Origin of the sequence: Pseudomonas sp. PIC25 (assembly GCF_002286785.1) — a bacterium.
In the GTDB taxonomy this organism is placed as follows: Bacteria; Pseudomonadota; Gammaproteobacteria; order Pseudomonadales; family Pseudomonadaceae; genus Pseudomonas_M.
In genome coordinates this window covers 11,966-33,701 of record NZ_MUJY01000026.1, presented here as the reverse complement: position 1 = coordinate 33,701, position 21,736 = coordinate 11,966, and the positions used below count along the sequence as shown (strand labels likewise).

Annotated in this window: 16 protein-coding genes; 4 read left to right on the top strand and 12 right to left on the bottom strand. The window is 60.9% G+C overall.

Going from position 1 to position 21,736, the window contains the following annotated elements; all coding sequences use genetic code 11:
* Window positions 1-590 precede the first annotated feature (590 nt).
* From BZL41_RS01025 to BZL41_RS01015, 3 genes are all read left to right on the top strand, one after another.
* Window positions 591-878 (top strand): DUF1778 domain-containing protein, encoded by a 288-nt coding sequence (locus tag BZL41_RS01025; RefSeq protein ID WP_095597573.1) that lies wholly within the window; start codon window positions 591-593, stop codon window positions 876-878.
* A complete protein-coding gene (locus BZL41_RS01020; protein ID WP_095597572.1) occupies window positions 878-1,369 on the top strand; it encodes a GNAT family N-acetyltransferase in 492 nt (163 codons plus the stop codon). The genes BZL41_RS01025 and BZL41_RS01020 overlap by 1 nt, the downstream gene beginning before the upstream one ends.
* Window positions 1,370-1,459: 90 nt before the next feature.
* Window positions 1,460-1,861, top strand: a complete 402-nt coding sequence (locus BZL41_RS01015) for a DUF3742 family protein (RefSeq protein ID WP_168190908.1) — start codon at window positions 1,460-1,462, stop codon at window positions 1,859-1,861.
* A 61-nt stretch (window positions 1,862-1,922) separates the two neighbouring features.
* Here BZL41_RS01015 and BZL41_RS01010 read toward each other — a convergent pair whose 3' ends face one another.
* The 6 genes from BZL41_RS01010 to BZL41_RS00985 form a co-directional block, all read right to left on the bottom strand.
* On the bottom strand, window positions 1,923-3,473 hold the full coding sequence (locus BZL41_RS01010) for a conjugal transfer protein TraG N-terminal domain-containing protein (RefSeq protein ID WP_095597570.1): 1,551 nt from the start codon (window positions 3,471-3,473) through the stop codon (window positions 1,923-1,925).
* Window positions 3,470-3,835 carry a hypothetical protein gene (locus BZL41_RS01005; protein ID WP_095597569.1) on the bottom strand — a complete coding sequence of 122 codons (366 nt, stop codon included), beginning with the start codon at window positions 3,833-3,835 and terminating at the stop codon, window positions 3,470-3,472. The genes BZL41_RS01010 and BZL41_RS01005 overlap by 4 nt, the downstream gene beginning before the upstream one ends.
* A 10-nt stretch (window positions 3,836-3,845) precedes the next feature.
* Window positions 3,846-5,204, bottom strand: coding sequence for an integrating conjugative element protein (locus BZL41_RS01000; protein ID WP_095597568.1), 1,359 nt, complete (start codon window positions 5,202-5,204; stop codon window positions 3,846-3,848).
* 22 nt (window positions 5,205-5,226) lie between these two features.
* On the bottom strand, window positions 5,227-6,165 hold the full coding sequence (locus BZL41_RS00995) for a TIGR03756 family integrating conjugative element protein (RefSeq protein ID WP_095597567.1): 939 nt from the start codon (window positions 6,163-6,165) through the stop codon (window positions 5,227-5,229).
* Entirely contained in the window at window positions 6,162-6,590 is a 429-nt protein-coding gene (locus BZL41_RS00990; protein WP_174706125.1) for a TIGR03757 family integrating conjugative element protein, read from the bottom strand. The genes BZL41_RS00995 and BZL41_RS00990 overlap by 4 nt, the downstream gene beginning before the upstream one ends.
* A 122-nt stretch (window positions 6,591-6,712) precedes the next feature.
* A complete protein-coding gene (locus BZL41_RS00985) occupies window positions 6,713-7,183 on the bottom strand; it encodes a hypothetical protein (RefSeq protein WP_095597566.1) in 471 nt (156 codons plus the stop codon).
* Between the two features lie 45 nt (window positions 7,184-7,228).
* Between BZL41_RS00985 and BZL41_RS00980 the strand changes: the two genes are divergently transcribed.
* A complete protein-coding gene (locus tag BZL41_RS00980; RefSeq protein WP_095597565.1) occupies window positions 7,229-8,230 on the top strand; it encodes a hypothetical protein in 1,002 nt (333 codons plus the stop codon).
* 63 nt (window positions 8,231-8,293) lie between these two features.
* Here BZL41_RS00980 and BZL41_RS00975 read toward each other — a convergent pair whose 3' ends face one another.
* The 6 genes from BZL41_RS00975 to BZL41_RS00945 all read right to left on the bottom strand — a co-directional run bounded on the left by BZL41_RS00975 (window position 8,294) and on the right by BZL41_RS00945 (window position 21,295).
* The gene (locus BZL41_RS00975; RefSeq protein WP_218224339.1) at window positions 8,294-8,626 is read right to left on the bottom strand and encodes a transposase; all 333 of its coding nucleotides are present in this window, start codon (window positions 8,624-8,626) and stop codon (window positions 8,294-8,296) included.
* 638 nt (window positions 8,627-9,264) lie between these two features.
* On the bottom strand, window positions 9,265-9,690 hold the full coding sequence (locus BZL41_RS00965; RefSeq protein ID WP_095597562.1) for a GTP pyrophosphokinase: 426 nt from the start codon (window positions 9,688-9,690) through the stop codon (window positions 9,265-9,267).
* Between the two features lie 2 nt (window positions 9,691-9,692).
* Window positions 9,693-9,917 carry a hypothetical protein gene (locus BZL41_RS00960; RefSeq protein ID WP_168190905.1) on the bottom strand — a complete coding sequence of 75 codons (225 nt, stop codon included), beginning with the start codon at window positions 9,915-9,917 and terminating at the stop codon, window positions 9,693-9,695.
* Window positions 9,907-18,918: a hemagglutinin repeat-containing protein gene (locus tag BZL41_RS00955; RefSeq protein ID WP_095597561.1), complete on the bottom strand. Its 9,012-nt coding sequence runs from the start codon at window positions 18,916-18,918 to the stop codon at window positions 9,907-9,909. Before BZL41_RS00955 ends, BZL41_RS00960 begins: the two co-directional genes overlap by 11 nt.
* A gap of 19 nt (window positions 18,919-18,937) precedes the next feature.
* Window positions 18,938-19,486 carry a toxin-activating lysine-acyltransferase gene (locus BZL41_RS00950; RefSeq protein WP_095597560.1) on the bottom strand — a complete coding sequence of 183 codons (549 nt, stop codon included), beginning with the start codon at window positions 19,484-19,486 and terminating at the stop codon, window positions 18,938-18,940.
* 9 nt (window positions 19,487-19,495) lie between these two features.
* Window positions 19,496-21,295, bottom strand: coding sequence for a ShlB/FhaC/HecB family hemolysin secretion/activation protein (locus BZL41_RS00945; RefSeq protein ID WP_095597559.1), 1,800 nt, complete (start codon window positions 21,293-21,295; stop codon window positions 19,496-19,498).
* Window positions 21,296-21,736: the final 441 nt, after the last annotated feature.

Sequence of the window (21,736 nt, the reverse complement as noted above, 5' to 3'; positions counted from 1 at the left end):
GCGTTATGTGAACAGTTTGAGCAAACTCCAATGGCTGTGCCACCGTGGCCACACTTGGCACGCGCCACTGGGTAAAATCCAGGCAGGGCGCTGGTGTCCCACCTGTGCACATCAGGCAAAAATCAAAAGCAGAACCTCGAAAGTCTGGAGGCGTTACTGCGCTGGCACGGAGACCGTGGGCCACCTGCCGATAGCCATTCCGAAAGAGGCACCTTGAGAATCAACTTGTTCCTTGTTAGGGAATGTTGGAGCAGATCATTCGAGAGGCAACGAATGAAGAGGTGTCTATCCAGAGGAGCCTCTCTGCCTTTTCCCCGCTGGCAGGCGGCCCTTTCGGGTAGGGCTTTTACCCTTGTGAACCATTCCCTTCGCTTTTCAGGCCATTTCCTTTTGGGCCATTTGTGCTGCTACTCGGGAGGCGAGTGGTGAGCAGGCTCTGCCTCAACTACCGCAATGGCGCTGAAGCGGTAGAGCACCATGACGCGCTCTTTGAGTCCTTCCGACCGGCGAATCGCTGCAACAGCATAAATATTCCGTAATGACAATGACGTTACGGTGTGCTAGGGTGTGTTAAATCGTTGGAGGTTCCCATGTCCGTCACGAACGTCATACCCAGCAAGCGTGAAACGCTGAATCTTCGCATCAAGCCTGAGGAGCGGAGTCTGATCGACCGCGCTGCCAAAGCGAGGGGGAAGAACCGTACGGATTTCGTGCTGGAGGCTGCCAGGGCCGCGGCTGAAGAGGCCCTGCTTGATCAAACCATCATTGCTGCCAGTCCAGATGCCTATGCCGCGTTCTTGGAGCGGCTAGATATGCCTCCGCAGTCGAATGAGCGTCTGCGTAAGACGATGCAGACCCCGGCGCCATGGGATAAGTGATGACGATCTCGGCACCGGAACCACTGACTTCGCATCACGATGTCAGGTCGTTCACCTCGGGTGTGGAGAGTCTGGATCATTGGCTGAAGCATCGAGCTTTGAAAAACCAGGTAACCGGTGCATCTCGTACTTTCGTCTTGTGCGAGGAGCAAAGTGTGCGAGCGTACTATGCGCTGGCTTCAAGTGCGGTCATCGTAGATGCGGCACCAGGGCGCTTCCGCCGGAACATGCCGGATCCAATCCCTGTTGTTGTCCTTGGCCGTTTGGCAGTGGACCAGTCTCTGCAGGGAAGGGGGCTGGGTCGGGCATTGGTACGTGATGCGGGGTTGCGAGTGATACAGGCTGCGGACACTATTGGCATGCGTGGAATGATCGTGCATGCGCTCTCGGATGGGGCTAAATCGTTCTACGAGGGGCTAGGTTTCGAGCCATCACCGATCGATCCGATGATGTTGATGGTTACGCTGTCCGATTTGAAAGCTAGTTTGTAGATGGAAGTGGATGGCATTGTGCTCTAGCTACTGTCGGCATATAAAGATATCAGGATGCCTCTCTGAGAGAGGCAAATGCAGGAGTCAGCCATGATGGTTCAAAGCACTCACAAGGGATTCGCATATCGTCTGGGGCATGGCCTTGGAAGTGCTGTTGCCATCGTTCGTGCCGGGGAACATCGTGTGCTTGCATGGGCCGCTCGCTCCGGTAAAACTGCTTGGTTCATGACAAGGTCTCTTCTCCTGGCCGTGAAGCTCGTAGTAGTTGCAGCCGTGCTTGTTGCGTTGCTCCCTGCCATCTCTTGGCTGGTTTTCTTCATCCTCGGGCTCGTGTTCTTGGCCGGGATGATTTATCTCGTTGCGAATCCCGATCCTGAAGGCCTCAACGCACTGAGTGATACGGTTGGTGAGGTAACCCCAAAGTTTGGGCATGGTTATGATGGATATGGCTACTATGTGGGCAGTTATCGCGTAGATGGAGAGGACGAGTAGCTAAAGATCGGACATTCATTTTGGAAAGGCCCACGTAGACCGCAGGCCCCTTCCTTCTGATTTAGTTAGTCACCCCGCTATTTATCCCCTTTTTGGCAGCGCCAATAACCATATCACCACCTCGACTCCCCTGAGTTTGAGCATCTTTCGTTCCTCTCGATAATCCTTCTAATACACCACCTGCATTAATCCCTGCCCAAGTGAGTGCAGTAATCCAGAATGCCGGCAGGACAAGAAACATCGCCCCCATCACATAGTTGAGAACCAAGTCCTGAGCGGCATTGTCCAGCCCGAGGACTGGATTGAAGTTCGAATAGGGCGATCCCGACCCATATAGAGCATCGAGGATTGTGCTGTCGATCCAGCGAGCGAGCTGAAACCAGAAGTCCACGAATATCAGGGCGAAGAACACTACGGTCATGGTCATCGTGACCTTGAGCTGATAGGCCCCAACGATCAAGACCAGTGGGATGCAGATGACCATCGCCATCTTCAGGAAGGCCATGACCATCGGCAGGGCCTGGCGCACCATGTCCATGGCCGGAAAATACGCGATTGAGCCGAACGCGATACCAACGTAACCCGCGGCACGCGAAGCCCCGTTGGTCAGGCTGGTCTGTTGTCCACCGATCTGGCCGCCATAGTCGGAGTAGACGGCTCCATCGATCTGCTGCCTCGGGGCAACGATCTGCCGGATGACCGACTCCTGGACTTGGTCTACCGACAGCCAGTTCGCCCAACCCAGGAAGCGCGTCATCAGGTCGGGATCGACCTGTTCCAGAATCCGATCTTTCAACCCGATGCTGTTATCGGACCACCACTGCTTGCAGGTCGGGTATCCGCCGCCACCGCTGACTTCGGGGAGGCCGGCGTCACGAGTTGCGTTGTAGGGCCAGGAGGCCCTGGGCGTTTTGGAATAGTCGGTGTCGTAGTAGCCAGGCGTTTCCAGAAAATAGCGGGAGCCGATCCAACTGAGGTCCTGGAGTGTTTCGGGACTGTCTGCCGCCGAGCCCAGGTTGGGCTGTTTCATGAAGAACCGTGCGCGTGAAGGGCCGTAACAGAACCGCGTGAAGTCAGCGACCTCTTGTGCCAGCAGAGGATTGTTGATTCGGGTGTTACTGACCTCCATGCGCATTTGGCGAAGGTCGGTGCCGCAGGGAATAGCAACAACGGCGCCGCTGGTCATGGCTTTGGACAAGGCGTGCATGAACGCCCACCAGATTGGCATCTGCGCACTTCTGCCGTTCAGGGCGCTGAATGAAGTCTCCCAGCCGGTCGAGGAGGGCGACGGCAGTGAGTACTGACACTGCTGTGCTCGGCTTTGGTCGAACTGGAGGGTGCTGAAGCTGACATTGACCACCGGAATACCGCAGAACGCCACCACCACGTAGCCCACATAGATGTGGGTCTCGATGCGGGCCAGCGATAGAACTCCCTTGTTGCCTTCGTCAGCGCCCTCGCCGCGGACCTTCAGCCATTCCCTGACGATGATGATGCAGAAAGGCACGGCGAACAGCCCGCTGTCCACGATCATGTCCCAGATGCCGTTGTTGATCAGCCAGCCGGCCAGGGTGAGGTAATACTCCAAGTAATCGTTCGTGTAGAAGGTCATGCGGCCCCCGTCCACTGCAGTGCGGCTTTACTCAGCTCGAGGAGCAGAACCAGAAGCACGGCCATCACTTCGATGCGAATCAGGCGGTTGCGGGCTGGACCAAGTGCCAGCTTCGGCAGGCGTGTCTTGAGCTGCAACCAGAGCATGATCAGCACGGTATACAGGCCAAGGCGCCAGGCGAGCAGAATCCAGTAGTTTTCGACGCGCCACTGCCGCCATCGCTCGACACTGCCGAAGAATTGCATGATCACCGTACCCAGCAGCACGGCCAGGATGCTAAGCAGAACGATCATGCCCAGGCTGGCCAGCAGCCACACGGCGACCTTGCGAGCTGTGACAGGCGATTCGGCTGTTTCTCCCATGACCGACTCCTTATCGCTCTTTGGCCGGTTGCTGCAGCTGGATCAGACGATCACCCTCCACGTCCCCCTGGAACACGCCCCGGGAACCGTCAGCACGTGTGCGGCTGCGCTCGATGATGGCCATGGGCGAGTTGTTGGCCAACTGCCGACGGAGCTCCAGTTCTGTCTTGAGGTTGTCGATTTCCAACTGCAGTGTCGCGCTCTGCTGATTCACGGCCTGAACTGCGAGACCGTTTGCGGCGACATTGGGTTCCTTGCTCCCGGTGAGCAGCGTGCGTTGCAGGAGAAGTGCCTTCTCCAGTACGTCGGAAAGTGCTACCTCGGAGGCCAGGCGGCGTGCCAGCAGATCCTGATCCCGCTCGTCCTTGAGCGCGGCGATCACGCCACGTGTGACGGGCAACGAGTTGCTGCTGGCCGCTGTCAGGTTCTCCAGGGTCATGCTCTTGCTGCCGGAGAGCAGTGCTTGAAGCGCCTGCAGCTTGGTGTCATAGGTTTCCTGGATCAGAGGGGACAAACCCACGCCGGCGGCTGTCACCGTTTTGGGGCAACTGTCGCAGGTCTGCTGCTGTTGCTCGCCGAGTACCCGAGTTGCGAAAGCCGTCGCTTCCTGGGGAGAAGCCCACACGTTGCACACCAGGCCGTTGTTGCAGCTCTCCTTGCTGATGCTTGAGGTGTCGTCCACTGGGCGACTGGTCAGCAGGTTGTACCCGGCCTTGGTCACGTCACCCACGATGCGGATGGGCCTCTGTCCAGAGCCACCGGCTCGTTCGCCGCCGACCCACGTCACCCCCTCGTTGCCGCCGGTTCTCTCAACTTGATCGATGGCCGCGACCGCATCGGAGTTTGAGGTCAAGGTCTTGCTCATGGCTTGGCCTTCGGCCAGTTTCCCCCAGCCCACCTGTTCGCCGGCGATATCGGCCATCTTGTCGGCAATCGCCCTGCAGGTGCTCTTGGACCGATCGAAGTCCAGGCGGGCCTGCAGGATGCCGTTGGTGATGAGGTTGTAGAGAGCGGGATTCGCTCGCTGCAGGATCAGCGCTGGCAGTGAGGCGACAGCGCTGGTCGCGTTCTGTACCACCGAACTCATGATGTTCTGGAAACCTTGGGTGGCGCCGTTGAGCTGGTTCTCCAGGGTGTTGCTCAGGTTCATGTTTCCGCAGATGAGGTTGTTCTGCCAACCCGCTCCCACGGAGATGCTGTCCATGTTGCCGGCGCTGCCCATCGTCACCGCGCTGCCGCCACCGATGCTGTACAGCACGTCATCACCGATGACGCTTCCTGCAGATTCAACCTTGATAGGTTCGACGGCCATGACCATCGTGCTGCTCAGGCCGAGGGCCAGTCCGAATGCCTGGGTGAGGGTTTTCATGTCGTGCTCCAGTCATTGGGAATCATTGGAAGTCCACGCTGCCGAGGAAAATCTGGCCGCGTCGTTTGCAGCAGGAGTAGGGGCGCCAGAGTGCCCAGGCGTAGCCGCCATCCTGCGCCTGTGTCTGTGGACCGCTATGGGGAAAGACGGCGCAGACCTGGCTGAGGCTTGGTGTGAGTTCCTGCCATTTGCCGGTAGAGGCATCGCCCTCGATCAGTTCACCGGCCGGCCAATAGCCGTCCTGCGCTTGTGCGAGCATGGGGCGGTAGACATGCGCCTGACCGGAGCGTGTCGTGATGTCGCCGGCACGCTGGGCGATCACCGCGCTGGTCTTGTAGTCGTCGGTCTGATGTAGAAAGCCGCTACGTGGATAGACGTTCCCCCATAGATCGCCGGACTGTATGCTGCCGACCTCTCGTTGCCCCGGGGTGAGAGCTTCTGGGTACGCTGACTCGGGCACGCCGTAACGCCAAGCGATCGGATCCAGGGTGCTGAGCAGATAGGGAACGTAAGCCGTCGTGGCGCCCTTGCAGGTATAGCCAGAGCTGCTGGCGAACTGGCTGAAGACGTAGCCACCTGGATGACCGATGACATCGGTCTCCTTGAACTTGGCCATGCTGTTCTCAGCCACGTGGTTGGTTGTGCCGTCGCCACCGGCCTGGGCGATCGACGTGGGCGACCCCATGCGTGAGACCTCTGTCCAGGGGTTCAAGCCTGTGTTCGAGTAGGCGGAAACAACCGCGTCGGGAATGTAATGGCGGACCTTGGTCGAGGTCCTGACCTTGCAGCCGAAATTCGTGCAGAACAGCCAGTAGCAGATGCCGACTACCTTGTATTCGAGGCACTGCGGGGAGAGTGTCGACGAGACGATCGCGGCGGTGTTGATCGCTGCTGAAGCCGAGAAGGCCAGGCTGAAGGTAAACACCAGCGCGAGCGGGCGCAGGACGTGAAGCTGTGTCATCGTTGCATGCCCCTCGCCCGATCGATCAGCCGGGTGGCCGCAGGAACATCGAGCTCGCCGTAGACCACGTACTTCCGGTCGACCACCACGGCTGGAATCTCCTCGACGCCAGTGCTCCAGGCATCGACCACGCCTTGCTGCGCCTTGGCCAAGTCGTCCTGCAGGCGCTTGCCATCAGGGCTGGCCAGGAAGCGCTGGGCGGCGGCTGTGGCTTGGCGAGGATCCGAAGGGAGAGCGCGGGACAGTTGCTCCTCGAGGCGCTGCTGTTCGTCCAGGAGAATGACTCGCACGCCAGCGGGGGCGTTCACCGGGTGAGCTTGGTCCGTGACGACCCACGTTTCGGCTTGGGCCGTAGCGGCAATGATCAGACTGGCGAGTGTCAGCGGCCAGCAACGCCGGCGGCTGTGAGAGAGGGAGTAGGGCATAGCGCTGTACCTGGTGGGGATCCAGGTACAGCAAACCGGATGGGAGTTTCAGGCGCAGCAGGAAATAGGCATCAGGTCGGGGGCCGAATTCTTCCGTGACTGCAGGGAGGCCTGCAGCAGGCTTACTGGGGGGCGCAGTGAGCCTTCAGCGCATCGACTTCGGAGATGTGGCACATGACGGGAATTCGCTTCGCTCCGGCGAAATACAGATAGCGGGAGCGATGGCGGCCATTGGTGTATCCGATGTATTTCAAACGGTGTTGAACGGCTTTCTTAAAGAACAGCCACTTCCGCTCATAATAAATCACGTCGCGTTCGTTGAACGAGATGACTGGCATTTCGACAGGTTGTTCCAATGGTCCAGGTGGTGCCAGGAAGTTGAAAATCCCCTGTCGCTTGTCGGGCTGCCAGTCTTCCACCGGTGCAATCACGTATCCCCGAATGTCCTGGTTCGAATAATGGATCAGCTTCTCCGAATCGACTTCCACGACCTCATAATTCTTGTAGCCAGGCCTGCGCCGAAGGGCGACACTTTGATATTGCGGGTGGGTGCTGTCCAACTGCACATTCCAGAGCTCATCATCTTGCGACATGGTTATTCCCCCATCTAGTTTTGGTCCCATTCAAGGAGTGTGTCGGTGAGCGAGGTTGCTGGCAAGATGGAATTGTTACCACTTGAAATACCTGAGTCTATGGAAAGGGCCGCTCGGGCGCTATGTGAAATCAAGGTGTCGATGGATATGGCCTCACGACGTTACATCGAGCAGGAATACCAGAACGACTGGATGGATATGGGTAGCTCCTGCGCATTCTGGGGAGACTCCTTCCTTCGGGTGGTGGTGCCTTTTCTCGATTGGGAAGAGGTGCAGTCGGAACGGTTCCAGGCCTATGTGGATCCGCGACATGTCCTGGGCGCCAGCATTAATGGGAAGCCCCAGCATGTTCGTGACGAGGACGTTGCCTCAAGGATCGAGCACTACTCGACGGACTTCACCTCATCCAACCGGGCGTTGTACGCCTGGTACAAGCCGCTGGGCATATTGACGGCACGGGAAGGGAAGCATCGTGTTGCATTCATGCGTAAGCACGGTGATCAGCCCATCGCAGCCTGGGTGAGAGAACTGGCTTACCCTGCAGCTAAGCGGATTCAACTGATCGAGCCGACAAAACGACAGGATGAATGGTTCGCCCTACTCGATGGGCGCTATCTGCAGGTGCTCCGTCGGCCCAGAACGTCCCAAGCTCTGCTGGGAGCGTATGGTGTGAAGTCATTCAGATGGGAACAACTGAACAATCTCCCGCGTGAAGACCTCGTGCGAGAATCCGTTTATCAGCGTCGCCTGCATAAACCGCAGGAGACGACTCGAGAGGCTGATCGCACTTTAGACCTGCAGGAGCTTTGTGTCGTGATGTCGACGACTGAAAGTGCCGACGTCCGTCTCAACATCCTCATGCTGGATAAAGTCAGGTTCGAGGCACTCCGGTACATTCGATGGCCGGGGAGTTTTCTGGCCCTGGGACTGATCTCCGGCGCGCTCGATTTTCCTCAGTCGACTGATATTTCAGTGGGGTTGTTGAGCGCCGCTTTCTCAATGGTTTTTGCGCCGATGTTGATGGAGTGGAGGCCGCGTGGTGAGTGAGAGGGGACAATAGGCCGGGGATGTATACCGGAGCGGGGGGAGTCCAGATGCGCTCGTTGCGGATCACTTCAGCAGCTCGCGCAGGAAGCGGGCGCAGCCTTCAGGATCGTTGCCCGGCCACTGCACCGACAGTTTTCCGGCCCGATGGGGAATGGCGATCTGAATGGCCATGTCGGCCGCACTCGGGTAGCCGACAGGCTCGGAACGAGAGGAATCGGAATAAACTTGAGGGTACAGTGGCAGCTGTGCCTGCTGGCGGCGAATCCACTTGTGCACGAGATTGGCGTTGAGCCCGTGGCTCAAAGCCACTCCGGCAACCGAGGCGCCGGGCCGGATGCAGTCATCGACGACCTGGGCCTTGAAGGATTTGGGATAGGAGCTGCGTTGGCCTGGCACGGGAGATCTACCACAAGGGGCTTGAAATGGTGTCCACCAAAACAGGTGGACACCATGCCGCTACCTGGCGGGATTGAGGAGGTGTGTTGTCCGGACGCATGCCGCTCATAGAACCTTGCTGTTGCCCCCTCGTGATAGCGGACGCGTGATGATCGACACGACAGCGAGCCGAGCGAAAACCAGCGGCGGTATGCAACGGCCAAGCTTTACCTGCGGGTCTACTGAGACTGCGTTCTCAGATGAAGCAACGTGGTCGAGTAGCCCGAGGAGAAATTGGAATCGTCGCTTGTGCCTTCCGTAAGTGCCTGTCTTAGTTCCATGTAGACTTTCTCGCCAACCCCTGGGTTTGTCACTTGCAGCTTGGCGCACTCGACGCCAAGGAGCCGAATCGCCTCGCGCTCTTTCGATTCGTCCATATAATTGCCATGGTGAACGGCTTGGTCGGTGTTGGCGATCACTGCGCTTTTAAAGTCGGGTTGATACTTGGCTGGTGGCGGCGATCAAATATCGCCATCGAAGCGGGAGCTGCATCACGACCGGTCGATCCGTCTGCCTGGATGCGGTATCGCTGTCGCTCCGTTCTGCTGGCAGAGTGCTGATGTTCGTAATGGAAGAGTTGACTCAGACAGTTGATAAACTTAAGTGCTCTTTTGTAGTCTTGCTAATGCGTTGTGGTATTTTTTTATTCTGTCTAGGTCCTTGTTGTCTATTGTCTTAAGTCTCGTGATGTCTAAATTGTCTTTTATGTCTTCAATTTTAATTCGCCTGGCTAGATCGTTGTCTATAATGCGGCTTAAAAAGTCGTCATAGCTTTCCCCTGTTTTTTTTGTAAGGCATTCGATGGCAAGTATGATTTTTTCGGAAAATCCTGCTTGCTCTAGATGTTGTGTGGTAATTTCTCCATCTTCGATTGCATCATGTAGTACAGCGACAATTCTGCTCTCTTCATCCTGAAATTTAAGCATTAACCGTAGCGGGTGAAGGATATAAGGTTCTCCTCCTTTATCTATTTGGCCTGAATGTGTTTTACATGAAATTTCTAGCGCTTTATCGATGTTGCTCATTCTCATTTTCCTTGTTGATATTCTTCCTTAGTTATTTCGAGGCCGTATAGTAGGGCCTCATTAAATAATTTGTTTTCATGTGGCACTGGTTCGGGAAGCTCATTTTCTTTATAGAATTTCATGTAAATTTTCCTTTCTCTGTGGTCCCAGCGATACATTACCTCTTCGAAAGGATAATCAATGAATATATCCCGCAAGTTGAATGTTTCACCTTTCTCAATGCTCACTTGCTTTCCTTATCGTTTCGTAGTATTTCTTGCTTTGCTGGGCTATAAGTTTTGCAGCTGTGCTGCTGGGGTCTAAAGTACGCCACTGTTCATAAAACACATGCCCCTGTCCACCTGCAATACCTACTTTCGATGCGATGGTGTTATATAGATTGTTTCCTAGTAGTGCTCTGGCAGTGGACTCGGTTTCTTTAGCATAGATCATGGCTGGCGTATTAACTTGGATTTCAGCAAATATTCCTGCCTGTGTTTTTATGGTTGAATTGACGCCGCTATATCCAAGGATGTCAGTGGAGCCATTTATGACTTTTACATTTGCTCCGCGCTTAACAAGTTCAGCGACAACGGCTTCAATTTTTGAAGCATCTACTATTATGGTGTTTCTTGCAAGGTCTTTAATGCGTGAAGTGTCTCCATTGTAATCTTTGAGTATTTTTTCAATCGCCCGCTCTTCAGATTTTATTGGTGCTTTAGCAACACTTCCTCCAAGGGATTCTACAATTGTATCTGCCAAGTCATCAATTTCGGTCTTTGCAGCAGGCGCTTTTTCATAGATGGACTTAAAGCTGTTCGGATTTATCTTTGATGCTGCTTTTGATCCAATATTAACAATGGAGCCAAGCTCGGCAATAATGCCAATATCTCCGATTGCTTGGAGCGTCGTCCGAACCCAGTTTCCGTTATAAATATTAATGGCGCGAGTCGTAATATTAACCGAGTCTCGCAAGCCAGCCGCATCGCCGGCATTCAATATCATGGTAATGGCCATGCTGCCTGCAGCATTCTTTTCACAATCAGCATTTCCTTTGCAGAGCGGAAATACTTCTTCTTCATAGATTGCCGTGACGAATTCTTCCCAGCCTTTTCGTTCTGCTTCGGTCTCAATCCCACCTTGTTTGTAAGAAACATTTTTCCATTTCTCATAGGTATCTACGCAGGCTTGCGAGCTGCCATTTGTGCAGGCCGATTTCATGTCGTTGCCAAATTGGGTTACTTGATCTTGCCCAAATTGGTGACCAAAAAGTTTCAGGCCCGTACCAAGGTGGTTATTGGCTGTTTCGATAGAGGCAGCAGTGGATGCGACCACTGCGTCCCCTCCAGCGGCGGCCGTAATGCCTGCCACAAGAGACGAAAGGAGATTAAGACGAGAATGCTTTTCTTCTTCTGTCAGTGGCGTTCCATCATCGTCATTCAAACTATCCAGAAGGTTATTGATGACGACACTGGAGGCGGCGCCCAGGGCTCCGCTTCCACATCCGGCGCCTTGTGCAGCCGCTCCCGCGCAGCCGACCACGGCGTGCAAGGCCGTGCGTGCCGTTTCGGAGTCCAGATTGTCGGCCAGGAGCTTCACATCCTGGGTCGCCAGTCCTTGCAGGTAGTTGATGGCAGCGGCTTGCAGCATCTCGGCGCCGGAGCCCGTCACATTGCCGGCGGCGGCTGCGGTGAGCGCAGTGAGTACCGCGCGGCTGGTGCCGCCGAATTCCCAGGTCTGGTTGTCCTTGAGGGTCTGCGTCAGCGCCGCGATTTTCGCCGGGTCTTGCTGGTCCGTCGGTTTGGCGCGCTCCTTGTCCAGTTCTTCCTTGGCACGGGTCGATTCCTTGGCCCGGTTCTCCAAAAAGGTGCCGGTTTCCCGCGCAAAGGCGCCGGTGATTTCGAAGCCGGCGCGGATTTCCTCTTCGTCGAAGATGGGTTTCAGCGCGTTGCTGGTGTCCTTGTCGCTGCTGACGTCGCGGTTGAGGTTGGCGATAGTCTCTTCGCCGCTCTGCCCGGTCAGCTCCTGCTGCTTGGCGTCGTCGCGGATGCCGATCGTGGCGCCACTGATGCCGCTGCGCGTGGTGCTGTGGGCATCGTCGCTGGCGTTCATGGCGATGGGGGCGGTGGCGCTGAAGCCGCCTTCGTTGGGCAGGGTGCTGCCGGGGACTTGTGCAGGGCCGGACTGGGCGTTGCCTTGCTGGTCCTTGCCGACCGTGCCGCCGTAGCCACCACCGACGCTGAAGCTGCTGCCTTCGTATTCGGCTTCGTTGCGGATGTCGCGGTAGGTGAGGGTGCCGGTGCTCAGGTGGTTCCTGCCGTCCTGCACGGCCTTGTCGGTGCTGGCGATCACCGCGCCCGTGAGGTCGGTGTTGCCGCCTACGCGGATATCGAAGCCGTTGTCGCCGGCCTTGATGCCCGACTGTTCGGTAACGCTGGCGTAGGTGGAGTCGATGTCGGTCTTGCCGGCGTTGACCGAGGCGCTGGAGGCACCGTAACAGAAGGGCGGGATGCACAGGCTGAGGCCGACCCCGAGGCTCTTCTCCTTGACGGCGTAGGTGCTGGTGTCCTGCAGACTCTCGATGGCGAGGTTGCCGCCGACGTCGGCGACCACCTGCTTGCCGCTGGCGACGGCGCCGCGGAGGGTGGTGTCGGCGCCGGAGTCGAGGGTCAGGGTGTTGCCCGCGTTCACCCGTGTATTGGTGTGGGTGAGGTCTTCGCCATCGGCGTTGCCGCGGTTGCCGGAGACGCCGAGGTTGAGGGTGAAGCCGTTCTGCGTGCCGCCCAGGGCGAAGCCGATGCCGATGCTGGCACTGCTGCCGCTGTTGGTGCTGTGTTGTTCCGCCCGGTTGCTGGCGGCGATCAGGTCGATGTCGCCGTCGGCGTGCAGGGTCGCATCATGGCCGGCTTCGATCTGGCTGCCCTGGACGCGGATGTCGCTGTCCTTGCCCGCGCCTCGGGCGCGAATGGCGATATTGTTGCCTGCCGCCACGGTCGAGCCGGCGGCGGTATCCTGGGTCTGGATGCTTTCGCCCTGGCTCTTCTGGGCGCCGATGGAGAGGCTGATGTTGATGCCGCCGGCCTGGGCCGGGTTCTGGGCCACCGCGGTGGCGGCATTGTGGGTGGCCAGCGCGGTGGTGGCCGCGGCCAGCGCTTTCATCCGGCCGTCCTCGGTTTTCTCCGAGGCGTGCTTCATCTGCTGAGCGGTCTGGATGGCGCTGATCACCGGGTTGGTGATGGTGATGGTCAGGCCGGTCTGCTTGAACACCGTTTCCCGTTCGCGCTGGCTGAGGTTACGCGCTTCGAGAATGTCGACCCGCTGGGCGTCGATGGCGATATCGCCCTGCGGGGCCGCCACCTGGCTGCCGACCTGACGGTAGTTCCGGCCGGCTTCGAGGGTCACGTCACCGTCGGTGGCGCCGACGGTGCTGGCCACCGCGCTGCGCGTGGTGGTCCGGTCGTCCACGCCTTGCTGCTGGGTGCCGATGGTCAGGGCGATGCCGCCGCCGCTGAACAGGCCGCTCTTCTTGACCTGCTTGTCGTGCCGTTCGTACAGGCTGTCGCTGGCTGCCTCGATGTTGACGTCATTGCCGGCAAGCAAGATCGTCCCAGCGGTGGAGACCACGTTGCTGCCGGTGACCTGGATGTCGTGGCCGGCTTGCATCGAGGTCTGCTCGCCGCTGAAGGTCGAGCCCTGGGCGGTGGTCTCCTCGGTGATGTCGCGGGTGGTGGTGGTCTTCTTGGAGAACAGCCCGTTGCCGCCCTTGACCTTGTGCGCTTCGTCCACGCCGCGGAAATTCTCCCCGGTGGTCAGGCGGATGTCGTGCCCGGCCGTGGCGATTACCGTACCCTCCTGGCTGGTGACGCTGGCCGCCCGCGCATTCAGGTCGTGGCCGGCGCCGAGGCGCACGTCGCCCTGCGCCTGGATGCTGCTGCCCACTTCGCTGCGGCTGCTGTCGTTGCGCCAGTTGCTGCCGTTCCAGCGGATCGATTCCTGGCTCGCTTCGCCGACCGTGCCCAGGTTCAGGTCGTGGCCGGCGACGAGCTGGGTCGTCCCGTCCTCGCCGGCATTGACCACCTGGGCGGCGTTCAGGGCGAGGTCGTGTCCGGCGGAGGCGCGCAGGGTGGCGCCGGGGGCGGAAACGAAGAGCCCGGCGATGCGCGACACCTGGGTCCGGCTGCCCTGTTCGCCGTCGCTGGAGCGGGTGCTGGAGATGACGTTGAGGTCGTGTCCGGCGCTGACGGTGAGGCTGTCGGTGGCGCCGATCAGGCCGCCGAGGTTGTTGAGGTCGTTGCGCGCATGCAGGGCGGTGTCGTTGCCCTGGATACGGCCGCCCAGGTTGTGGATGTTCTCGGCGGTGAGGGCCATGACGCCACGGCCGGACAGGTTGCCGCTGTTGATCAGGTCGCCCCGGATGTTGAGGTCGAGCGTCTGGCCGGCGATCAGGGCGCCGGAGCCGTCGAGATCGCCTTCCCGCACGCGCACGTAGACCTGCGGGACCAGCACCTTGCGGCGCTCGCCGCCGGGCAGGACGACGTCCTGCTCGACCAGCCAGACGATGTCGCTGGTCAGTTGGGCCATCTGCTCGGCGGTCAGGGCCACGCCGGGGATCAGTTGCCAGGCACTGGCGATGGTCACGGCATTGTCGATCAGGGCGCGGTACTGGGCTTCGTCGCTGCTGTAGTTGTCGAGGAAACGCCGGCCCGTGAGCTGGGCGATCTGTTCGCGGATCAGTTGTTGCTCGTAGAAGCCATCGCCCAGACGCTGCTGGGTGCTGGCCGGGTCCAGGGCCAGGCGCTGCAGCATGTAGTCGGACGATAGCCAGGTCCGGTAGCTGGTGAAGCGTGGATCGGTCTCGATGAGGTAGCCGGCGCTGGCGCTGGGGTTGGGGTTGGGGCGGAACAGGCTGCTGTCCGGCACGTGGGTATCGAGCCCGCCCGTGCGAATCTGTCGGGCCACGCCCGTGCTGCTGGCTGCCTGGACCTGGAGGATCGCGCCTACGTTGCGGCCCTGGTCGAGCGCGACATTGGCGTTGCTGGCGCCCTCGGCCTTCCGTTCGAGGGTGTCGGTTGTCCGGGTATCGACCTGGGTACCCGTGCCGGTGGGCGTGGTGTTCTGAGCATAGACGGTCGGCTGCAGGGAGATTTCCTGGATCGTCGGTGCGGGCCGGTAGGCGCTGCTGCTCCTGCCCTGGTCGTCCCGGCCCTTGCGCTGGATGCGGTAAAAGTGGGTGACCGTGCCGCTGTCGGTGGTGGTGCGCTGGCCAGCCACTTCGGTGTTGGTCAGGGTGCCGACGTCGGCCTGCAGCAATCCGCCGGCGATGATCCGGCTCTTGTCGTTGACGACGCTGTCGGCGGTGAGATGCATGCGGGCACCGGCGAGAATCTGGCCGGGGTCGGAGGTGGCGACCTGGGTTTCGGTCGTGGTACGGGTGATGTCGTAGCGGTTCCAGTCGTCGCGCCGGCCCTCCGGGGTGCGCAGGTAGTCCACTTCGTCATGGCTGACGGACACCTGCGCCGGATCGTAGCGGTTGGGTGAACCGGACAGTTGGAATTGCTGGAGCGATTCGCGGGCGATCTCGACGATCCGGGTGCTGAAGTGCTCGTTGGTGTTGCGCAGCGAGGAGGTCGACAGGTCGAGGTTGCCCAAGGCTTCGAGGGTGGCACTGGCGTTGTTCACTTCGGCAGCTTGGCCGGTGGCTTGCCCGGCCGGGTCCAGGGCGCCGCCGATCGCCAGGTTGCCGGCACTGAAGATCAGGGCATGCTCGCGGTTATCGAGCCTTTGCACACCAATATCCAAGCGTTCGCGGGCGGCGATCACCGGGGCCTTGTTGGCCTCGGCGGCGTTGCTCAGGGTGCCCACGGCGATGGCCAGGGTGTCGCCATAGAGCCGGCCGCTGCCGAGGTTATTGAAGGTGGGGGCGAACAATTGAGTGAGCTGGCCGTCGATCAGGCCGCGGTTGGTCACGGTGCCGGTAGCGGAGAGGCGGGTCTGTTGCCCGCGTATCTCGCCGCCAGCGCCATTCTCCACGTTCTTACCGGAGAGGCGGAGCAGGGTGCCGGCCAGCAGCGTGCCCTGGTTGGCCAGCGTGCCCTGGGTTTCCAGGGTCAAGGCTCCATTGGCCTGCAGCAGGCCCTGATGGGTGTAGTCGCCGGATAGCTTGAACAGCAGGTCGCCGAGGCTGAGCGCCTTGCCGTTGCCGCTGTAGCTGGCGCTGTCGAACGAGAGTGATTGGCCGGCGATGAAGGTGCCGGCCTCGTTGCGGAGGGTTTGGGTCTTGGCGGCGGTGTCGCGATCGGTGACCAGCAGACGCTGGCCGGACGAGATCAGGCCCCGCTCGTTGTCGATGATGCCCCGGCCGGTCAGGCTGAGCGTCTTGTCCGCGCGGATCGCCCCCGCCTGGTTGTCGATCCGGTCGGCGTCGATATCGACCGACAGACCTTCGATGCCCTGGTCGTTGCCTTTGGTCGAGGCGTTTTCGACAGTGGCGGCGCGCAGGGTCAGGCCGCTGCCGGAGCGGATCAGGCCGGCCTCGTTGTCCAGGCGTTCGGTGACTTCGATTGAGATCGTGTCGAGCGCCTGGATGCGGCCGCCCTGGTTGTCCAGGGTTTTGCTGCCGGTGATCACCAGGTTCTTTTCGCTGGCGAGTTGGCCGCTGGCGCTGTTATCGACCTGGGCGGCGGTGATGTCCAAGGTGCCTTTGGCGCCGATGAAGCCGCCGCTATTGGTCAGATCGCCGGTTTGCAGGGTGATGCCGCTCTGGCCGAGGATGCCGCCTTCGGTGCCGGAGCGGGTGTTGGTCAGGGTTTTTCCATGGGTGTCGACGGTCAGGGCGCCGGTGGCCTGGATCAGGCCGGCCTCGTTGCCGAGTTCTCCGCTGTGAATATCCAGGGTGCCGCGTGCGGCCAGGGTTCCCTGGTGGTTTTCCAGGCGCTGGTTGCGGCTGTTCAGGTCGATGTTTTCGCCGACGATCGTCCCGCCTTCGTTGTCGATGCCCTGGCCCTTGAGCGTCACGTCCTTGGCGGCCTGGATTCGGCCGCCGTCGTTCGCGATCTTGCTAAGGGTGGTATCGAGGGTGACGCCGGCCTTGACCGAGCCGATGGAGCCGTCGCCGTTGTCGATGCCTGTCGCGCCGACCTCCACGGTGCCGTTGGCGGCCAGGGTGCCCCGGGTGTTGTCGAGCTGGGCGGTCGTCAGGTGCAGTTCCTTGCCCGCGCTGATCTTGCCCTGGGTGTTGTCCAGGTCGTCCGAGGTGAGGGTGGCCGTGCCATCCGCGCTGATCGTGCCGCTGGTATTGTCCAGGCGCCCCTGGGTGGTGATGGTCAGGTCGGCCTCGTCGCTGGCCTGGGTTGTCCCGCCCTGGCCGAGCGGTTCGCCGGTATTCACCTGGAGGATTTTGCCGGCCTGGTTGGACAGGCTGCCGGCGTCGATATGGATTTTCTTGGCTTGGGTCAGGCCGCCGTCGAGGGTGGCCTTGTCGGTATCGAGCCGAAGCGTACCGTTACTGGCCGCCGTGCCTTCCTTGCCGGCGAGGGTGTCGGCTTCGAGGGTCAGGGTGCCGGGGCCGGCATGTTCGATATGGCCTTTTTCGTTGCGCAGGGTTTTTGCGGTCAGGGTGAGGTCATGGCTGTTGGCCGCGATGCGGCCGCCGCTGTTGTCGAGATCGCCGGGCAGGTCGATGTGCAGGTCGGCGCTGCCGGTCTGCACGATGTCGCCCTTCACGTTGGACAGCTCGTGAGCGCTGAGCTGCACCTGTTCGGCGGTCAAGGTCGCGCCGTCGGTGCGCAGCGTGCGTTCCGCCGTCACGTTCAAGGTCTGCGTGGCGTCGAGGTCGGCTGCGCTCAACTCCGCGTTGCCGGCCGTGGCGGTCAGGGTGATGTTCTGGGCCTGGGTCCGGCTGCCGCTCAGATCGACGTCGGCGGCGGTCACCTTGAGAGCCCCGGCGGCCAGATTCCGCCCCTGGCTGGATACGCCTTGGGTGGCCTCGACGGTCAGGCTGCCGCTTTCGCCCAGCTTGCCGCTGCCGTCGATACCGGCGGCGAGAACGGCATCGCTCCCGCTGTGTACCTGCGAGGTGTCGCCCGTGGCGCTCAGGGTGACGTCGTGTTGCGCGGCGACGGTGCCGTGGTTGTCGAGGTCGCCCCGCGTGAACAGGTGGGTATCGCCGCGGGCATAGAGCGTGCCGCTGTTCTCGATGCCGCCGTGGGCGTCCACCTGGATGACCGTGGCGGCGCTGACCTGGCCGAGGTTGTCCAGCTTGCCCTCGGCGCTGACGATCACCTCGCCGACGCTGGCGCCGATCTGTCCGGCGTTGCGCACGCCAGCGCCCGACTCGGTGACCACCAGCATGATCTTGCCGGCATACATGCCGCCCAGTTGCGCGACATCGATGGCCACGGTCGGCGCCTCGCCGGTGCCGGGGCCCGCCGTGGTTTGCTTGCGATCGGCGCTGACTCGGTTGGCGCCGGTGGTGATCTTCAGATCGTTGGCCCAGATGCCGGCCTCCACCTCGACCGAGCGCGCGATGATGTCGGTGAAGTCGGTGCGGCTTGCATCCAGGCCGGCGCCGGAGATGGTGATCGTGCCGTCCTGGACCTGGTAGCCTTCGAGACGGCCGCCGTTGAACTGCGGCTTGCCGGTGGTCAGGGTGGCCTGGTTGGCGTTGATGAAGCCGCAGCCGTCGCAGGAGAGGCCGGCGGGGTTGGCGATGATCACCTGCGCCCGGTCGCCGGCGACTTCGATGTAGCCCCGCAACTGGCTCGGGTCGCTGGAGTTCACTTCGTTGACGATGATCCGCGCGGTGCCTTTGCCGAGCCAGGGGTTGCCCTCGACCCAGCCGCCCAGTTGGGTCCGTGCGTTGGTGCGCGCGTTGTTGAGGATCGCGCCTTTGCCGTCCACGTCGAACTGGCGGTAGGTGTTGCGCGACACACCGGCGGCGCTCGGTGTCTGGATATTCACCTGGGGAACGCCATTCGCGGCATTGAGAACGGTGGGCCGTTGATTGGCCGGCGCGCGCTCGTCTGCCACGATGCCCGCCCAGGCGTTGGGCGCCGCCAGCGCCACGAGCCCGAGCGCGGCCATCAGCGAGAGACGCAGGGGGAGCAGGGTGGCCGTACAGAGGCCGGCAGCGCTCTTGGCGCGGCCCGCCGTCATGCCCGGCGCCTTGCCGTCGCGGGTGGCATTTTCGGCGACGACCATCAGCAGCCCTCGGGCCTTGTTGAAGATGATCCGGTACAGATGCTTGTTCATGGCGAATCCCTAAGCCGTTTCACTTTCCAAGGAGGGGATCGAAATCGGTGTCGAATGCAGGAGGGAGCGGGTGGGCGGCGAACCAGGCGCGGGCCGTCTCGGGCATCACGCCGATGCCGTGGAAGGTCTTCACCTTCAGGCCGCGTTGGTCGCCGCGGTGGTAGAGCGTTCGGACGCAGCGATTGGCGAACAGGCGCTGCTGGAGCAGCCGGGCGATCGTCGCGGTATGGCCGAACGGCGCGACCCAGTCGTGAATCCACAGGCGCTCGCCGCAGTTCCAGTCCGTTTCGAGCAGGCAGATCGGGGGCGTGCGCAGGTAGCGGTATTCCGCTTCCTGGCTCAGGTTCAGCCAGGACAGGTAGAACACCGGTTTTCCTCGCTCGGACGCCACGATGAATTGCCTGCTCTTCAGCGCCGGCAGCAACAGCGTGGGTAGGGTATGGAGCGGTACTTCGCGATGCGCGGCGGAGTGCATCCACAGCCAGACGATGGCGCCGAGCATCTCGGATTCGTTCCAGGCCTCCTCGAACAGGGCGGGAGCGGTGATATCCAGGGTGTCGAAACGCATGGTGCTTCCTTAGAACGACCAGGTGAGGTTGAAGCCGCTGGTGGTGTCGGCGGTCTGGAAACCGTCCGGCTTCTTGATCGGCTGCCCCCAGAAGAGGTCGTAGGAAAGGCTTCGGTAACCGCCGCGCAGGCCGATAACGCCGCCGGCCAACCGCTTGCCGATGAGCAACTCGCTCGACTGGCCGCCGACTTCGCCGTAATCCAGGCCCAGGTACAGCTCCTGGCCGCTTTGCCCCAGGGCGAGCCCCAGGTCGTTGCGGATCAGCCAACCGCGGTCGGCGGAGAGCAGGTTTTCTCCGTCGAAGCCCCGGACGGTGTAGCGGCTGCCTATGGCGAAGCGATCCTGAGGCACCAGGGGCGTGCGGTTCCATTGCGCGCGCCATTCGCCGCTGTAGCGCAGGCGTTGGTCGTTGAGCGTGAAGGGCAGTTGCAACTGGGCATGGGCGGTCACGATCTGAGAGCGAGAGGTGCCTTCGCCGAAGGCTTGCTCCGGTGCGGCCAGGGCTTCGTGTGCCCCGGTGCCCCGGCGATAGCCGACGCCCAGGTCGAGCGTGGTGGCGCCGATGAACTCGCGGTGGCCGAGCTCGACGGCCCAGCCGGCCATGCGGCGGCGCTGGACTTCGATTTCCGTGTCGTCGATGTAGTTGCTCGATGAGCGGGTCCAGCCGCTGAGCGAGGCCGTAGTCTTGCGCACCGCGTCGCGGTAGAGCAGGCGCGAGAGGCGCAGTTCGCCGTTGCGGCTCTTGCCGCTGTAACGGTAGGTCTGGTTCGCGCCGACGACGGTCTGGTGGTAGTCGTACTCGCTGGCCGTGGCGCCCAGCAGCCAATAGCCGTAGGGCACCGAGTAGTGCAGGGTGTGACCTTCGGAACCGCGCTCGCCGGATTCCCCGCCACCCCAGTCGTGGTTGTAGCTCACATAGAAGAGGTCGTTGAGCGTCAGCACGTGATCCAGCGATAGCGCCACGTTGCCCTGGTACTTGCCGGTCTCATCGCTGCCCGAGTCGTCCAGCGAGAGGCTCAGACGCACTGGCAGACGTTGCTGCCAGGCGATCACCACATCGCTTTCGCCTGGCCTGGCGTCGGTTCCTTCTGCGGGTTCGATCCGGATATCCGCCTCGGCGGTGGGGACGCGCTTGAAGTTTTCCAGCGCCTGTTCGATATCGCGCAGGTTGAGCACATCGCCCGGCGCGGCGGGCAGGGCATTCCAGAGCGTGGCCCGCCGGCTGGTGCCCTCGGCGAAGCGGATCGTCCGGATGCGTCCCGGCACGACCGTCAGGACGAGTGTGCCGCTCTTCAGGTCCTGAGGCTCGGCGAGTATGCGGCTGGTGACGTAGCCCCGTTCGATGATCGCATTCTGGATGCGCTTCATGGTCAGGTTGATGCCGCCGGCACCCAGGCAGCGGCCGAGAGCGGGGTCCTCAGGTGGATTGGCGGCCCGCAGCGCCCACTGGAAGGTTTCCGAGTCCTCGCCGATCAGACGGATGTCATGGATGGGGAAACAGGGGACCTCGCCTTCCGGCAATCGATCCGCAGCGGCCGCTGGCAAGGCGATGCGTACGTCGGGGGAGGGTTCGAGCTGTTCACGCTGGACGCGCTCGCGCTCCTGTTGGCGCAGAAGCTCCTGGTCCGCTACTGGCTCGGCGGCGACGCTGTGCAGGCTGGCGGAAAGCCCCAGTGCTCCGAGAACGCAGCGAAGAATGAGTGCCTTTCGACGGGATGCAGTAGAGGGGGGAGAGAGGGAAAAGGCCTTATCGGTGTTTACAGCCAGGAGCGCAATACGGCGGGCTCTTCTGTACGGCGGGCGAATCATTTCGAATCCCTGAATTAAAACAGTACATCCTTTTTTATTGTCGCGTATTGGTCCTGTTCGGAACCGCCGTATCGATCACCGAAGTAACTTGCGGTTCGTCATGATTTTGGTGGGCTCGACACTGCAGCGGGCTAGCTATTCACGCATTCGGCAATACATTCAGAGGGGCTTACCAAGGAAAGCTGCCAGCCCGAAAGAAAAAGGCTGCGATATACGCGGCGGCGAGAAGCGAACTGGCAGTCGCGATGGTGATCCGGTGTCTGGCAATGAGCACTCCCTGCGTTGTCGCAAGGGGATGAGCTCTTGCCTGTGTCCGTGAGGTCGGTATGGCAGTGTCAGTGCTTGAGCATTGATCGAAAGCCATCTTCTGAAAGTACGTCCAGCGTCGCATGTGGCTGTCTCCCATCCGTGAGTCACACTTCAAGCCATGGCGCCATTCTG

Bases quoted from the DNA above. Each gene is read 5' to 3' on its own strand.
- BZL41_RS01025 (WP_095597573.1), top strand. From the start codon at position 591: ATGTCCGTCACGAACGTCATACCCAGCAAGCGTGAAACGCTGAATCTT.
- BZL41_RS01020 (WP_095597572.1), top strand. From the start codon at position 878: ATGACGATCTCGGCACCGGAACCACTGACTTCGCATCACGATGTCAGG.
- BZL41_RS01015 (WP_168190908.1), top strand. From the start codon at position 1,460: ATGATGGTTCAAAGCACTCACAAGGGATTCGCATATCGTCTGGGGCAT.
- BZL41_RS01010 (WP_095597570.1), bottom strand. From the start codon at position 3,473: ATGACCTTCTACACGAACGATTACTTGGAGTATTACCTCACCCTGGCC.
- BZL41_RS01005 (WP_095597569.1), bottom strand. From the start codon at position 3,835: ATGGGAGAAACAGCCGAATCGCCTGTCACAGCTCGCAAGGTCGCCGTG.
- BZL41_RS01000 (WP_095597568.1), bottom strand. From the start codon at position 5,204: ATGAAAACCCTCACCCAGGCATTCGGACTGGCCCTCGGCCTGAGCAGC.
- BZL41_RS00995 (WP_095597567.1), bottom strand. From the start codon at position 6,165: ATGACACAGCTTCACGTCCTGCGCCCGCTCGCGCTGGTGTTTACCTTC.
- BZL41_RS00990 (WP_174706125.1), bottom strand. From the start codon at position 6,590: ATGCCCTACTCCCTCTCTCACAGCCGCCGGCGTTGCTGGCCGCTGACA.
- BZL41_RS00985 (WP_095597566.1), bottom strand. From the start codon at position 7,183: ATGTCGCAAGATGATGAGCTCTGGAATGTGCAGTTGGACAGCACCCAC.
- BZL41_RS00965 (WP_095597562.1), bottom strand. From the start codon at position 9,690: ATGAGCAACATCGATAAAGCGCTAGAAATTTCATGTAAAACACATTCA.
- BZL41_RS00955 (WP_095597561.1), bottom strand. From the start codon at position 18,918: ATGAACAAGCATCTGTACCGGATCATCTTCAACAAGGCCCGAGGGCTG.
- BZL41_RS00950 (WP_095597560.1), bottom strand. From the start codon at position 19,486: ATGCGTTTCGACACCCTGGATATCACCGCTCCCGCCCTGTTCGAGGAG.
- BZL41_RS00945 (WP_095597559.1), bottom strand. From the start codon at position 21,295: ATGATTCGCCCGCCGTACAGAAGAGCCCGCCGTATTGCGCTCCTGGCT.